Origin of the sequence: Streptomyces sp. NPDC005195, from assembly GCF_040608315.1 — a bacterium.
In the GTDB taxonomy this organism is placed as follows: domain Bacteria; phylum Actinomycetota; class Actinomycetes; order Streptomycetales; family Streptomycetaceae; genus Streptomyces; species Streptomyces kaempferi.
The window spans coordinates 36,110-49,342 of the sequence record NZ_JBEXHZ010000024.1 but is presented as its reverse complement, the minus strand read 5'-3'; the positions used below and the strand labels follow the sequence as shown (position 1 = coordinate 49,342).

Here is a 13,233-nt window from a genome sequence, read left to right as displayed (position 1 = left end):
TCCGGCCTACCCGCTCATCCCGGCAGGCCTGTCGTCCCGGCCTACCCGCTCGTCCCGACCGGCCTGTCGTCCCGACCGGCTCAGGACTCCTCCTCCAGCCACTCCCGCAGCTCCCGCTTGAGGGAGCGCTGGAACGTGGTCAGCAGCGCCTGCACCACCAGCGGCTGCATGTGCGCCGACAGCGATCGCACCGCCGCCGCGGACTCGTGCGGGCCCACCGCCTCCCGCAGCAGCGTGGACAGTTCGTGCGCCACGGCACGCGAGTGCTCCAGCAGGACACCCTGCGCCGCGAGAATCGTCCCGTGCGCCAGCGGTACGTCGAGGAGCTGGACGCCGAGCCCCAGAAGCCCGGGGTCGACCCGGAAGGAGTCCCCGGCCCGCTCGACGACGTTCATCGCCACGAGCCGCTCCAGATGCTCCTCCTCCAGCGGCCGGCCCGCCCGCCGCTCCAGCTCCTCGTGCGTCACGTCCTCCGCCGCGTCCGGTGCCCAGGAGGCCACCACCGCACGGTGGAGAGCGAGATCGCGGGCGCTCAGGTCGGACGGCAGCTGCCGCAGATGACGCTCGATCGCGGCCAGGGTCATGCCCTGGCGCTGCAGCTCCTCGATGAGCGCGAGCCGGGCCAGGTGCTCCTGGCTGTAGTGCCCCACCCGGCGGGGGCCGATCACGGGCGGCGGCAGCAGACCCCTGGTGCTGTAGAAGCGGACCGTACGGACCGTGACGCCCGCGCGCGCGGCCAGCTCGTCGACCGTGAGCGCCGGCCCCTCGGTGTCCGTCGTCATCGCAGGTCCTCGCCTCTTCGGTGGTACAGCGATCAGGTGCAACAGTATTGCTGTACCACCGGTGTTGTGAAAGCGTCCGGAGCGGTTCCCGCCCGACACGCTCCGTGGAACCACCGGCACGCTCCGTACGTTCATCCGTCAGCCCGGCAGGACGGCCGGGACGCGCGATGCCGAGCCGATGGCGCCAGGAGGCGGTCATGACCACGATCCCGCGACTCCCCGGGGAACCAGCCGAACTCACGCTCCCCGCCCTGCTGTTGCGCAACGCCGAGGACCACGGGGATCTCCCGGCCCTGTCCTGGCGCACCGACGCCGGTGCCGGCTGGACCACGCTCACCTGGAGCGAGGTGCGCCGAGAAGCGGCCGTCCTGGCCGCCGGGTACGCGGCACTGGGCGTCGAGCGCGGCGAGCACGTCCTGATGATGATGACCAACCGCCCCGAGCACTGGCTCAGCGACCTGGCCCTGACCCACCTGGGCGCCGTCCCGGTCACCGTCTACGGCACCGCGGCACCCGAACAGGTCGCCCACATCGCGCGGCACAGCCGAGCCCGTTTCGCGATCGTCGAGGGCGCTCGCGAACTCGGCTGCTGGGAGCCGCTGCTGGCGGACCCCGGCACCCGACTGGAGCGCCTCGTGGTGGCAGAGGCGGCACAGGCGGGACCGCACCGGACGTACGAATCGCTCAAAGGGCACGAGATTCTCGGGCCGTGGGGGAATCTGGGCGTCCTGGAGAAGAACGGCGGGGTGCTGGAGCAGAGGGGCCTGCTGAGGGCGGGCACCCAGGGACGGACGGACCTCTTCGAGAAGGCCTGGCGCGAGACCCGTGCCACGGACCCCCTGACCGTCGTCTACACCTCGGGCACCACCGGAGAGCCCAGAGGCGTACGCGTCACCCACCGCAACGTCGTCCTGAACGCGCACGCCCTGAGCCGGCTCGTCGACCTCCCCGACCACGTCGAGCACCTCTGCTACCTCCCCCTCGCGCACATGGCCGAGCGCATGCTCGGCATCTACCTGCCGGTGTTCCGCGCCTCGCACGTGTACCTGTGCCCCGACCCGGCGCGGGTCGGGGCGATCGCCCGGGAGCTGCGTCCGGCCCAGTTCTTCGGGGTCCCGCGGGTGTGGGAGAAGCTCGCCGCGGCCGTACGGACCGCGCTCGCGGGACTCCCGGCGCGACGCCGCGCGGACGTGGACGCGGCCATGGAGACGGCACGCGCGCGCGTGGCGTGCCGTGAACGGGGCGAGGAGCCGCCCGCCGAACTGGAGGAGGCGTACCGGACGGCGAAGGAGCGGGTGCTCGACCCGATCCTCGCCCTCGCCGGATTCGACCGCCTGGTGTGGACGGCGAGCGCCTCGGCGCCGATGCCCCCGGACGTGGCGGACTTCTGGGCGGGCTTCGGCCTGGTGATCATGGATGCCTGGGGGCTGACCGAGACCACAGGCGTCGCCACGGCCAACGGTCCCGCCGCCTTCCGCCGCGGCTCGGTCGGCAGACCTCTGGACGGCCTGGAACTGCGCACCGCCGAGGACGGCGAGATCCTGGTGCGCGGCGCGACCGTCTTCGACGGCTACCTGCGTGCCGACGGCACGGTGGAGGACGCCCGCGACGCGGAGGGCTGGTTCGCCACCGGCGACATCGGGCGGATCGGCGAGGACGGCTTCCTCCGCCTGACCGGCCGCAAGAAGGAGATGATCGTGACCTCGACGGGCAAGAACGTCTCGCCTGCCCATGTGGAGAACACGCTCAAGGAGCATCCGGTCGTCGACCAGGCCTACGTCCACGGCGACGGCCGCCCGTACCTGGTCGCCCTCCTCGTCCCGGACCCCGCCGCGGCGGGGGATCCGGCGGACCTGGCGGAGGCGGTCGCGCACGCCGTGGCGCAGGCGAACACCCGTCTGAGCCGCACCGAACAGATACGGCGCTACCGCGTCCTCGACGCGGAATGGAGCCCCGCGACGGGTGAGCTCACCCCCTCGCTGAAGCTGCGCCGCACGGCGGTACAGGAGCGCTACAGGGACGTGATCGAGCAGCTGTACACCTTCTGACCTGCGGCGGGACCGATTTGATCATCATGTGAGATGTTCCCCGATGTGAGGTGTGCCATCGCGTACAGGTGGTCTCGTGGGGAAGGTGGCTCCTTGGTCCGTGCCGCGACAGGGGAGGTACGGGCCGGGACATGTCCGGACCCGCGTGCACTGTGCGTCGGGCGCACCAGAGAGTGGATCCACCCGTGAGCAAGGACGCCGTAGACACGGCCAAGGCCGCCGCAGCCCGCACCGATGCGGCCCGCACGCCCGCGGACGCGGGCGACGCCGGATACAGCAAGGACCTCAAGCCGCGTCACGTCAACATGATCGCCATCGGCGGCGCGATCGGCACCGGACTCTTCCTCGGCGCCGGCGGACGCCTCCACACCGCGGGCCCCGCGCTGGCGATCGCGTATCTCGTCTGCGGCACGTTCGCCTTCTTCGTCGTACGCGCCCTCGGTGAGCTGGTCCTCTACCGGCCCTCCTCCGGGTCCTTCGTGTCGTACGCGCGCGAGTTCCTCGGCGAGAAGGGCGCCTATGTCGCCGGGTGGATGTACTTCCTCAACTGGTCGACGACCGGCATCGCCGACATCACCGCGATCGCGCTCTACACGCACTACTGGAGCTTCTTCACCGACATCCCGCAGTGGGTGCTGGCCCTGATCGCCCTCGCGGTGGTCCTGGCCGTCAACCTGATCTCGGTGAAGATCTTCGGCGAGATGGAGTTCTGGTTCGCGATCATCAAGGTCGCCACCCTGGTCTCCTTCATGCTGGTCGGCATCTTCCTGCTGGCCACCCACCACGACGTGGACGGCCAGAAGCCCGGCCTGAGCGTCATCACGGACCACGGCGGTCTCCTGCCGCACGGCCTGATGCCCGTCGTCCTCGTGATGCAGGGCGTGATCTTCGCCTACGCGGCCCTGGAACTGGTGGGTGTCGCCGCGGGCGAGACCGCGGAGCCCGAGAAGGTCGTCCCGCGCGCGGTGAACTCGATCATGTGGCGCGTCGGCCTCTTCTACGTCGGCTCGGTCGTTCTGCTCGCGCTGCTGCTCCCCGGCTCGGTCTACTCCGCCGACGAGAGCCCCTTCGTCACGGTCCTGTCGAAGATCGGCGTCTCGGGAGCCGGTGACGTCATGAACCTGGTCGTGCTCACCGCGGCCATGTCGTCGCTGAACTCCGGCCTGTACTCCACCGGCCGCATCCTGCGCTCCATGGCGACGGCGGGCTCCGCGCCCAAATTCACCGCGCGGATGAACCGCAGTCAGGTGCCCTACGGCGGCATTCTGCTCACCTGCGCGGTGTGCGTGCTCGGTGTCGGCCTGAACTACCTCATGCCGGACCAGGCCTTCGAGATCGTCCTGAACGTGGCGTCCCTGGGCATCATCAGCACCTGGGTGATCATCATGATCTGTCACCTGGTGTTCGTCCGCCGCGCCAAGGACGGCCTGCTCACGCGCCCGTCCTTCCGGCTCCTCGGCAGCCCCGTCACGGAGACCGTGACGATCCTCTTCCTGCTGGCCGTGCTCGGCCTGATGTGGAACGACCCCGAGGTCGGCCGCAAGACCCTGGCGCTCATCCCGGTGATCGCGGTCCTGCTGGCCGGCGGCTGGTTCGCCGTCCGGCGCCGGGTCTCGAAGGCCGCGGACGACGAACTGAGCGGGCTCACGAAGTAGCGCCGAACGCGGTCGGCAGCGGCTCGAGGAGCGATGTCAGTGCCGGCCTCTACGGTGGCGTCATGTCGGGGATCACGTATGTCCGGGGTGACGCCACCGTTCCGTCGGTGAAGGGCGTCACGTTGATCGCCCATGTCTGCAACGACATCGGGGGCTGGGGGAAGGGCTTCGTGCTGGCGCTCTCCCGCCGCTGGCCGGAGCCGGAGACGGCCTACCGCGCCTGGCACCGCGACCGCGCACACAACGACTTCGGGCTGGGCGCCGCCCAGTTCGTCCAGGTCGAGCGGTACGTGTGGGTCGCGAACCTGATAGGCCAGCGGGGTATCCGGACGGGCAGTAAGGGGGTCCCCGTCCGGTACGAGGCGATCGACGCGGCGCTCGGACGGCTGGCGGACCAAGCCGTCGCACTCGACGCGTCCGTCCACATGCCACGTATCGGCTGCGGCCTGGCGGGCGGAACCTGGTCGCGTGTGGAGCCCCTCGTGACCGGGCGGCTGGTGTCACGGGATATCGCGGTGACGGTGTACGACCACGAGGGCTGACGGGCGCGAGCCGGGCGACCATCGACTGCCGGACTGCCCAGGTTGCCGGCCTGTCGAGCTGCGGAACTGCCGGACGGGCCGCTCTCCGGCCGTCCGGGCGTTCGGACAGCAGGCGTCCGGGCAGGTGGTGGGTCTCGGCCGAGTCGTCGGTTTCGGCCAACTGTGGCGCGGACGCGCTTGGTTCGTACGCGCGAGCGGGTACATCAAGGTCATGGATCGCGTCCCGCACCCGATCGGCCCGCTCCGCCCCAGGATTCGGGATCTGCTCCGCGCGCTGCCGCTGTTCGCCCTCGTCTGTCTGCTCGTCGCCCGCGTCCTACCCTGGGTGAACCGGCTGCTCGAAGCGCGGGACGACGCGAGCAACGGCACCGGGGAGCGGTCGGAGGCCGTACGCGCTCGCGCCGAGCGTGAACGCGCCCAGACCGAGGCACTCCTCGCCGGGGCCCGTCACGACGCCGACCGGATCCGGCCGCCCGCCCAGGAGCCGGCTGCCGTCGTGATCGTCCCGGCCCGGGAGGACGGGCAGCGCGCTCACGACGACGCGGAGGCCGGGGATCGCGCCCGTATCGAGGCCGACCGGGCGGCCGCCGAGGTCGAACTCCGTATATCGGTGTCCGAGCTGGCCTCGAACCTGGTGAGCCGCATCGTGGGGGAGGGGCTCGGCGCCCCCGTGGAACAGGGCGGCTGAAACCCGTCGTCCGCCGGTCGCCCTTCCCTCGGGACGGCCGTGAAGTCATGCGTCCCTGAACGGCCGCCCCGCCGCCCGCTCCGGGAGGGAACGGGCGGCCGGACAGCAACATCGGACCCAAGACCCAGGACCCAAGACCCAGGACCCAGGACCCAGGACCGCGAACCCCGGCCGGGACCGCGGGTTCAGCCGGAGTGGACGGAGTCCGTCGCCGCGATCTTCTTCCACGACCTGGGCCGCGCGGGGAGCCCCTTCGCGACCCGCGCCCCCGAGAGCGCCGCGCCCGGCTTCGCGCCCCGCGCCGCGGGCTCGGCCGGCTTCGAGGGCTGGAACAGCCAGGTGTCGAAGAGGGAGGCGAGTGACCGGCCGGACACCCGCTCGGCGTACGCGCGGAAGTCCCCGACCGAGGCGTTCCCGTACGGGTGCTCCTTCGGCCAACCCTTCAGCACGGTGAAGAACGCGTCGTCCCCGATCTCGTCGCGCAGCGCCTGGATCGCCAGCGCCCCCCGGTCGTAGACAGCGGCGTCGAACTGGTTGTCCGGACCGGGGTCACCGGGCTTCACCGTCCAGAAGGCGTCGTCCGCCGGGTGCGACGCGTACGTGTAGTCCGCGAGCTCCTGTGTCGTCCCCTCGCCCTCGTGCTCGGACCAGAGCCACTGCGCGTACCGCGCGAAGCCCTCGTTGATCCAGATGTCCTTCCACCCGGCCAGCGACACGTCGTCGCCGTACCACTGGTGCGCCAGCTCGTGGACGACCACGGAGGTGTTGGAACCGCTCGCGAACTGCCGTGGGCTGTAGTAGACGCGCGTCTGCGTCTCCAGCGCGTACCCGGTGGTGGTGTTCGGGACGTAACCCCCCACCGAGCTGAAGGGGTACGGGCCGAAGTAGCCGGTCAGCCAGTCGACGATCTCCCCGGTCCGCTCGACGCTCGCCCGTGCGGCCCCGTCGTTGTCGCCGAGGTCCTTGCTGTACGCGTTGACGACCGGGACGCCGTCGGACGTCTTCCCGGTGGTGATGTCGAACCTGCCGATCGCGAGCGTCGTCAGATAGGTCGCCTGCGGCTTGTTCGAGCGCCAGTTGTAGCGGGTCCAGCCGAGCCGTGAACTCGTCGACTGGAGCGTGCCGTTGGAGATGGCCTGGGTGCCGTCCGGCACGGCCACCGAGACGTCGTAGGTCGCCTTGTCGCTCGGGTGGTCGTTGCTCGGGTACCACCACCAGGCCGACTCGGGCTCGTCCGCCGCGACGGCGCCGTCCGGGGTGCGGTGCCAGGTCGAGAAGCCGTACGCGCTCTTCGTGGAGGGCACCCCGCTGTAGCGGACCACGACGGTGACGGGAGTGCCCTTCGGCAGCGGGGTCGCCGGGGTGATCTCCAGCTCGTGCTGGCCCGAGGTGGTGAACGAGGCCTTCGCGCCGTTGACCCGGACCTCGCTCACGTCGAGCAGGAAGTCCAGATCGAAGCGCGAGAGGTCCTGCGTGGTGGTGGCCAGGAGGGTGGCCGTGCCCTCCAGTTCGTCCGTCGCCGGCTGATAGGTCAGCCGGAGGTCGTAGTGCGAGACGTCGTACCCGCCGTTGCCGTAGGCCGGGTAGTAGGGGTCGCCGATGCCCGGCGCCCCGGCGGTGTAGTCCGCCGCCGATGCCGGGATCGCCAGCAGCAGGGAGGCGGCGAGCGCGCCCGGGGCGATGAGTCTGCGGTGCACGTCAAGCTCCAAGTCGTCGGGGCACGGGGTCTGTTCGGAGCCTATTGAGTCCCTGTGACCCCGGCCGTGTCCATGGCCGCCCCTGTCACACGATCGCCATTCGGCCGACACCTTTCGCCGGAACATCCCACCCGCTTCGTCCGCACCGGACTTTCCCCCTGCGAGGCTTCCAAGTGCCCCCTTTTGCGCAGGAGTTGACCGGGGTACCGTCCGCGCATGCCGATACCAGCGCGCCGCATGCGCTTCACGACCTGGAGATCGCTCGCGACGGTGGCCACGGCCGCCCTGATGGCCGCCTTCCTCACCCCCGCCGCCGCGCACGCCACGGTGCGGGAGAGCGCTCCGGTCTACTCCTACGACAACGCGATCCGTGAATCCGTCTGGGTGGACACCGGCCTCGACGGCGACAGCGACGGGAGAACCGACCGCGTCGCCGTCGACATCGTCCGGCCCCGCGAACCCGCCCAGCAGGGCCGCAAGGTGCCCGTGATCATGGACGCCAGCCCGTACTACTCCTGCTGCGGACGCGGCAACGAGAGCCAGCTCAAGACGTACGACGCGCACGGCGACGTCGTCCAGATGCCGCTTTTCTACGACAACTACTTCGTACCCCGCGGCTACGCCTTCGTCGGCGTGGACCTGGCCGGAACCAATCGCTCCGACGGCTGTGTGGACGTCGGGGGACGCTCCGACATCCAGTCCGCGAAGGCGGTCGTCGACTGGCTGAACGGACGGGCCAGGGCCTACACCACCCGCACCGGCGCCGACCCGGCCAGAGCGACCTGGACCAACGGCCGTACCGGCATGATCGGCAAGAGCTGGGACGGCACCATCGCCAACGGGGTCGCCGCCACCGGCGTCAGAGGCCTGAAGACCATCGTGCCGATCAGCGCCATCTCCTCCTGGTACGACTACTACTTCGCCCAGGGCGCCCCGCTCTACGACTCGGGACCGGACTGGCTCTCCGACTACGTCGACAGCCCCGACGCCCGGGCCAGGTGCGCCGCCGTGCAGCAGAAGATCGTCGCGGGGGCCCCGCGCACCGGCGACCGGACACCGTTCTGGACCGAGCGCGACTACGTGAAGGACGCCGGCAAGGTCAGGGCCAGCGTCTTCCTCGTGCACGGCATGCAGGACCTCAACGTCCGCACCAAGAACTTCGGCCAGTGGTGGGACGCCCTCGCCAAGAACGGCGTCGAGCGCAAGATCTGGCTCTCCCAGACCGGTCACGTCGACCCGTTCGACTTCCGCCGTTCTGCCTGGGTCGACACCCTGCACCGCTGGTTCGACCATGAACTGCTCGGCTACGACAACGGTATCGACCGCGCGCCCATGGCCGACATCGAGCGCCACCCCGACCAGTGGGTCACCACGTCCGTCTGGCCGCCCCGCTCCACCCGGACGGCCACCCTGCACCCCGGCACGGGCACCCAGCAGGGCGTCGGCACCCTCGGGCTGCGCAGGGGGTCCGGAACGGAGACGTTCACCGACGATCCGCGGCTGAGCGAGACCGACTGGGCGGCCGATGTCGACCGGTCCACCGGGGAGAAGGCCGGCTTCGTCACCAAGCCGCTGACCAAGGACCTGCGCCTGTCCGGCTCCTCCAGGGTGACGGTCACCGCCACACCGACCACGTCCACCGCGCACCTCAGCGCGGTCCTGGTCGACCTCGGACCCGACACGATCCGTGACTACGCCGCCGGTGGCGAGGGCATCACCACCCTCACCGACCGGACCTGCTGGGGATCGAGCACCGCCGGCGACAGCTCCTGCTACAAGATCACTCGGGCGACGACGACCGGCGTGGGCGCCACCGTCCTCAGCCGGGGCTGGGCCGACCTCGGTACCTACGCCTCCGCGCGCAAGGGAGTCCCGCTCACGCCCGGCAGGGCCTACACGATCACGCTCGACCTGGCGGCCACCGACCACGTCGTGCCGGCGGGCCACCGGCTCGCACTCGTCGTCGCCGGCACCGACCGCGATCTCATCGACCCGCCCGCCGACACCCCGACCCTGACACTCGACCTCTCCCGTACGTCGGCCCGGGTCCCGGTGGTCGGAGGCGCCGAGGCCTTCGACAGAGCGACGGCGGGGACCGGCACGGCCGCGAGTCCGTCCGTCCACGACGGCGTCGGCGATCCGCGCAGGGCCCAGCGGGTGCCGGGCGACCGCCACTGACGGCGTCCCGGACGCGCGCCGGGGCCGTGCCGGTCACCCACCGTCACGGCCCCGGCCCCCGCCACGAAGGGCACCTGGAGCCTTCGGCGATCCGAAGCCCGTCCGGGTGGCGGGGAGCGACCAGCCTCCACCTGGCGGTCTGTTCGGGCGTCCGGAGTGGAGGACCCTCCACCGGACGTCCGTTCAGGCCGCCGGCCGGCAGCAGGGCCACCGGCCGTGCGTCCACGGCCGTGGTTCAGCCCCCTGCGACCGGGTCCTCTCCGGCCGCGAGCGCGGCCGCCTCCCGCGCGCACCCCCAGGCCACCGTGACCCCCGCGCCGCCATGGCCGTAGTGGTGCACCACGATCCGCCCGTCGGCGCGCACCTCACGCTCCAGTCGCACCGGCGCACGTACCGGTCGCAGTCCCACCAGATGACCGAGGACACGCGCCCCCGCGATCTCGGGGCGCAGGGCGGCACACCGCTCGACGATCCTCGCGGCCGTCGCCGGATCGGGCGTGAGCGACCATTCGTCCTCGTCGGTGGTGCCGCCGAGCACCAGCCGGTCGGGATGCGGGAAGATGTACGTGCTCGTCCCGGCGATCTTGTCGGTCGCGACGATCCAGGAGTCGATGCCGGGGTTCTCCGTGATCACGAGCTGTCCGCGCACCGGCCGTACGGCCGGATCCGGGACGAGTGAGCGCGCCCCCAGCCCCGCGCAGTTGACGACGACCGGCGCCGCCACCCGGGCGAGGTCGGTCACCGTGCGTGTCTCGATGATCCCGCCGGCCGCCGTGAACCTCTCACGCAGCCACCTCAGATGCACCGGCATGTCGATCAGCGGCAGCCGCGCGCGCAGTCCGGTTCCCGCGTACTCCTCGGGCGTGGCCGCCCGCAGCCCCGGCACCCGGGCGGCCCACGGGCCCTGCGTCTCCGGTCGCGACCCCGCCAGTACGCCGTCGACCAGACGTACGCCGGTCGTTCCCGGCCGTTCCGCCAACTTCTCGTACACGGAGAGTGATTGGAGCGCCCATTCACCGGCGAGCGCCTCGGGCTCGATGCGGTAGGGCCACCACAGTGCTCCGGCGACCGCCGAGGTGGCCCGCTCGGCGGGCTCCCGTGTCCACACCCGCACCCGCCGACCGCGTTCGGCCAGGACGACGGCCGTCGTCAGTCCGATGACACCGCTGCCGACCACGATCACGTCGTCGTTCCGCGTGTTCTCCACGTGGGGACGTTAGCGGAACACGTCATGCCGTGCTCACGTCACTCTGCGTCCGGGACCCCCACGGCACGCGCACGGCGGTGAGGGGGCGGACACCCGGCGGTGAGGGCGGCGGACGCACGTGTGCGGGTGGTCGGTCGCGCACGGAACGCGAGGTCTACGGCAGGCCGGCCGGGCCGTTAGGATCGGCCTCCTGATGACTGCCACTCTCGTCGCCAAGAACCTCGCCGCCGGACACGGTGACCGCTCGCTCTTCACCGGGCTCGACCTCGTCGTCGCACCCGGCGACGTGATCGGGCTGGTCGGCGCCAACGGCGCGGGAAAGTCCACGCTGCTGCGGCTGCTCGCCGGGCTGCTCACGCCCGAGGAGGGGGAGCTGCGGCTGTCCCCGCCGTCCGCGGTGGTCGGGCATCTGCCACAGGAGCCGGAGCGCCGGGACGGCGAGACCGTACGGGCCTTCCTCGCGCGGCGCACCGGCGTGGCCGAGGCCCAGCGGGTGATGGACGAGGCGACGCAGTGGCTCGTCGACGGCGCGCCGGGCGCGGACGACGCGTACGCGGAGAGCCTGGAGCGCTGGCTCGGCCTCGGCGGTGCCGACCTCGACGAGCGGGCGGAGGAGGTCACCGACTCCCTCGGCCTCGCGGTCGACCTGGACCAGCCGATGACGGCCTTGTCCGGCGGGCAGGCCGCCCGCGCGGGGCTGGCCTCGCTGCTGCTCTCCCGCTACGACGTCTTCCTGCTCGACGAGCCCACCAACGACCTCGACCTGGACGGGCTGGAGCGGCTCGAACGGTTCGTCTCCGGCCTGCGCGCGGGCACCGTCGTCGTCAGCCACGACCGCGAGTTCCTCACCCGCACGGTCACCAAGGTGCTCGAACTCGACCTCGCGCAGCAGCAGATCACGCTGTACGGCGGTGGCTACGAGGCGTACCTGGAGGAGCGTGACACCGCTCGCCGGCACGCCCGGGAGGACTTCGACGAGTACGCGGACAAGCGGTCCGCCCTCGAAGGACGTGCGCAGATGCAGCGCTCCTGGATGGACAAGGGAGTGAAGAACGCCCGGCGCAAGGCGAACAACGACAACGACAAGATCGGCCGCAAGTTCCGCAGCGAGGCCAGTGAGAAGCAGGCCGCGAAGGCCCGGCAGACCCAGCGCATGATCGAACGGCTCGATGTCGTCGACGAGCCGCGCAAGGAGTGGGAACTGCGCATGGAGATCGCGGCCGCGCCGCGCTCCGGAGCGGTCGTCGCCACTCTGCGGGACGCCGAGGTGCGGCGCGGCGACTTCACCTTCGGGCCGGCCACGCTCCAGATCGACTGGGCGGACCGGGTGGCCGTCACGGGCGCCAACGGCGCGGGCAAGTCGACCCTGCTGGGCGCTCTGCTCGGCCGCGTCCCGCTGGACGCCGGGCACGCCACCCTCGGCTCCGGCGTCGTCGTCGGCGAGGTCGACCAGGCCCGCAAGCTCTTCCACGGCCCGGAGTCCCTGCTCGACGCGTTCTGCGCCGCCGTCCCCGACACCGAACCGGCCGAAGTCCGTACCCTGCTGGCCAAGTTCGGGCTGAAGGCGGAGCACGTGCTGCGTCCGGCCACCAGCCTCTCCCCGGGCGAACGCACCCGTTCGGCGCTGGCCCTGCTCCAGGGGCGTGGGGTCAACCTTCTCGTCCTCGACGAGCCGACCAACCACCTCGACCTCCCCGCGATCGAGCAGTTGGAGTCGGCCCTCGACACGTACGAGGGCACGCTGCTGCTGGTGACCCACGACCGCCGCATGCTCGACGCCGTGCGCACCACGCGCCGCCTGGAAGTGGCCGCGGGCAAGGTGACCGAGCGCTGATGGGCCTGTCCGGGCACGGTACTTACCGGGCCACCGCGAGGCGCCGCGCCATCCTGGGATAGTCGACGACGAATCCGTCCGCGTCGAACTCCAGGTCGCTGCGGTGGTCCCCGGAGGAGAAGCGGACCCGGCCGCGCCCGCCGTCCCTGCCCAGATGGACGTACGTCTGCTGCGACGCCCGCACGGCGAGGTCCGGCACGGACACCCAGGCCATCAGGAACTCGCGCTCGCCCGGGGCGAGATGGAGCCGGTGGCGCAGCACCGGCATGGTGTTCGTCAGCGGGCACAGCCCCAGGTCGCAGTCGAGGGCGCCGCCGAGAGCGGGCAGCCACTCCCCGTCCGCCGACCAGCGGCCCTCACCGTCGTGCCGCAGGTCGAGTGTGCGGGTGCCCGAGGCCGTCTCGGCGCTCACCCACAGCCGCCGGGTCACGAACCCGTCGGCGGTGTCGAGTTCGTAGGAGATCCAGTACGGCTCGGGAACCGTTCCGACGGCACGTCCGCGCGCCCGCAGAGAGCGGGCGCCGGACATGATCCAAGAGGTCTCGAACCCCTTGCTCTCCGTGACTTCCCAGGTAAGGACACGCGAGCCGGCCATACGGTCA

10 protein-coding genes are annotated in these 13,233 nt (G+C 71.4%); 6 read left to right on the top strand and 4 right to left on the bottom strand.

Going from position 1 to position 13,233, the window contains the following annotated elements:
* Positions 1 to 80: 80 nt before the first annotated feature.
* Entirely contained in the window at positions 81 to 782 is a 702-nt protein-coding gene (locus ABZV34_RS23460) for a MerR family transcriptional regulator (RefSeq protein ID WP_356279871.1), read from the bottom strand.
* A gap of 197 nt (positions 783 to 979) precedes the next feature.
* Here ABZV34_RS23460 and ABZV34_RS23455 point away from each other — a divergent pair, with 197 nt between their 5' ends.
* The 4 genes from ABZV34_RS23455 (at position 980) to ABZV34_RS23440 (ending at position 5,715) form a co-directional block, all read left to right on the top strand.
* The gene (locus ABZV34_RS23455; protein ID WP_356279868.1) at positions 980 to 2,830 is read left to right on the top strand and encodes an AMP-binding protein; all 1,851 of its coding nucleotides are present in this window, start codon (positions 980 to 982) and stop codon (positions 2,828 to 2,830) included.
* A gap of 185 nt (positions 2,831 to 3,015) precedes the next feature.
* Positions 3,016 to 4,485 carry an amino acid permease gene (locus tag ABZV34_RS23450; RefSeq protein WP_356279865.1) on the top strand — a complete coding sequence of 490 codons (1,470 nt, stop codon included), beginning with the start codon at positions 3,016 to 3,018 and terminating at the stop codon, positions 4,483 to 4,485.
* Positions 4,486 to 4,547: 62 nt separating this feature from the next.
* Entirely contained in the window at positions 4,548 to 5,027 is a 480-nt protein-coding gene (locus tag ABZV34_RS23445) for a macro domain-containing protein (protein WP_356279863.1), read from the top strand.
* A gap of 211 nt (positions 5,028 to 5,238) precedes the next feature.
* Positions 5,239 to 5,715 (top strand): hypothetical protein, encoded by a 477-nt coding sequence (locus tag ABZV34_RS23440; RefSeq protein WP_356279860.1) that lies wholly within the window; start codon positions 5,239 to 5,241, stop codon positions 5,713 to 5,715.
* Between the two features lie 185 nt (positions 5,716 to 5,900).
* On the opposite strand, the gene ABZV34_RS23435 is transcribed toward ABZV34_RS23440, so the two are convergent.
* Positions 5,901 to 7,412: a M1 family metallopeptidase gene (locus ABZV34_RS23435; protein ID WP_356279858.1), complete on the bottom strand. Its 1,512-nt coding sequence runs from the start codon at positions 7,410 to 7,412 to the stop codon at positions 5,901 to 5,903.
* Between the two features lie 216 nt (positions 7,413 to 7,628).
* Here ABZV34_RS23435 and ABZV34_RS23430 point away from each other — a divergent pair, with 216 nt between their 5' ends.
* A complete protein-coding gene (locus ABZV34_RS23430) occupies positions 7,629 to 9,590 on the top strand; it encodes a Xaa-Pro dipeptidyl-peptidase (RefSeq protein WP_356279855.1) in 1,962 nt (653 codons plus the stop codon).
* A 235-nt stretch (positions 9,591 to 9,825) separates the two neighbouring features.
* Here ABZV34_RS23430 and ABZV34_RS23425 read toward each other — a convergent pair whose 3' ends face one another.
* Complete coding sequence (locus ABZV34_RS23425) at positions 9,826 to 10,797, bottom strand: FAD-dependent oxidoreductase (RefSeq protein WP_356279852.1); 972 nt, start codon at positions 10,795 to 10,797, stop codon at positions 9,826 to 9,828.
* 193 nt (positions 10,798 to 10,990) lie between these two features.
* Here ABZV34_RS23425 and ABZV34_RS23420 point away from each other — a divergent pair, with 193 nt between their 5' ends.
* A complete protein-coding gene (locus ABZV34_RS23420) occupies positions 10,991 to 12,631 on the top strand; it encodes an ABC-F family ATP-binding cassette domain-containing protein (RefSeq protein WP_356279849.1) in 1,641 nt (546 codons plus the stop codon).
* 22 nt (positions 12,632 to 12,653) lie between these two features.
* Here ABZV34_RS23420 and ABZV34_RS23415 read toward each other — a convergent pair whose 3' ends face one another.
* Positions 12,654 to 13,226, bottom strand: a complete 573-nt coding sequence (locus ABZV34_RS23415; protein ID WP_356279846.1) for a putative glycolipid-binding domain-containing protein — start codon at positions 13,224 to 13,226, stop codon at positions 12,654 to 12,656.
* Positions 13,227 to 13,233 lie beyond the last annotated feature (7 nt).

Bases quoted from the DNA above. Each gene is read 5' to 3' on its own strand.
- ABZV34_RS23455 (WP_356279868.1), top strand. From the start codon at position 980: ATGACCACGATCCCGCGACTCCCCGGGGAACCAGCCGAACTCACGCTC.
- ABZV34_RS23415 (WP_356279846.1), bottom strand. From the start codon at position 13,226: ATGGCCGGCTCGCGTGTCCTTACCTGGGAAGTCACGGAGAGCAAGGGG.
- ABZV34_RS23440 (WP_356279860.1), top strand. From the start codon at position 5,239: ATGGATCGCGTCCCGCACCCGATCGGCCCGCTCCGCCCCAGGATTCGG.
- ABZV34_RS23420 (WP_356279849.1), top strand. From the start codon at position 10,991: ATGACTGCCACTCTCGTCGCCAAGAACCTCGCCGCCGGACACGGTGAC.
- ABZV34_RS23445 (WP_356279863.1), top strand. From the start codon at position 4,548: ATGTCGGGGATCACGTATGTCCGGGGTGACGCCACCGTTCCGTCGGTG.
- ABZV34_RS23460 (WP_356279871.1), bottom strand. From the start codon at position 782: ATGACGACGGACACCGAGGGGCCGGCGCTCACGGTCGACGAGCTGGCC.
- ABZV34_RS23430 (WP_356279855.1), top strand. From the start codon at position 7,629: ATGCCGATACCAGCGCGCCGCATGCGCTTCACGACCTGGAGATCGCTC.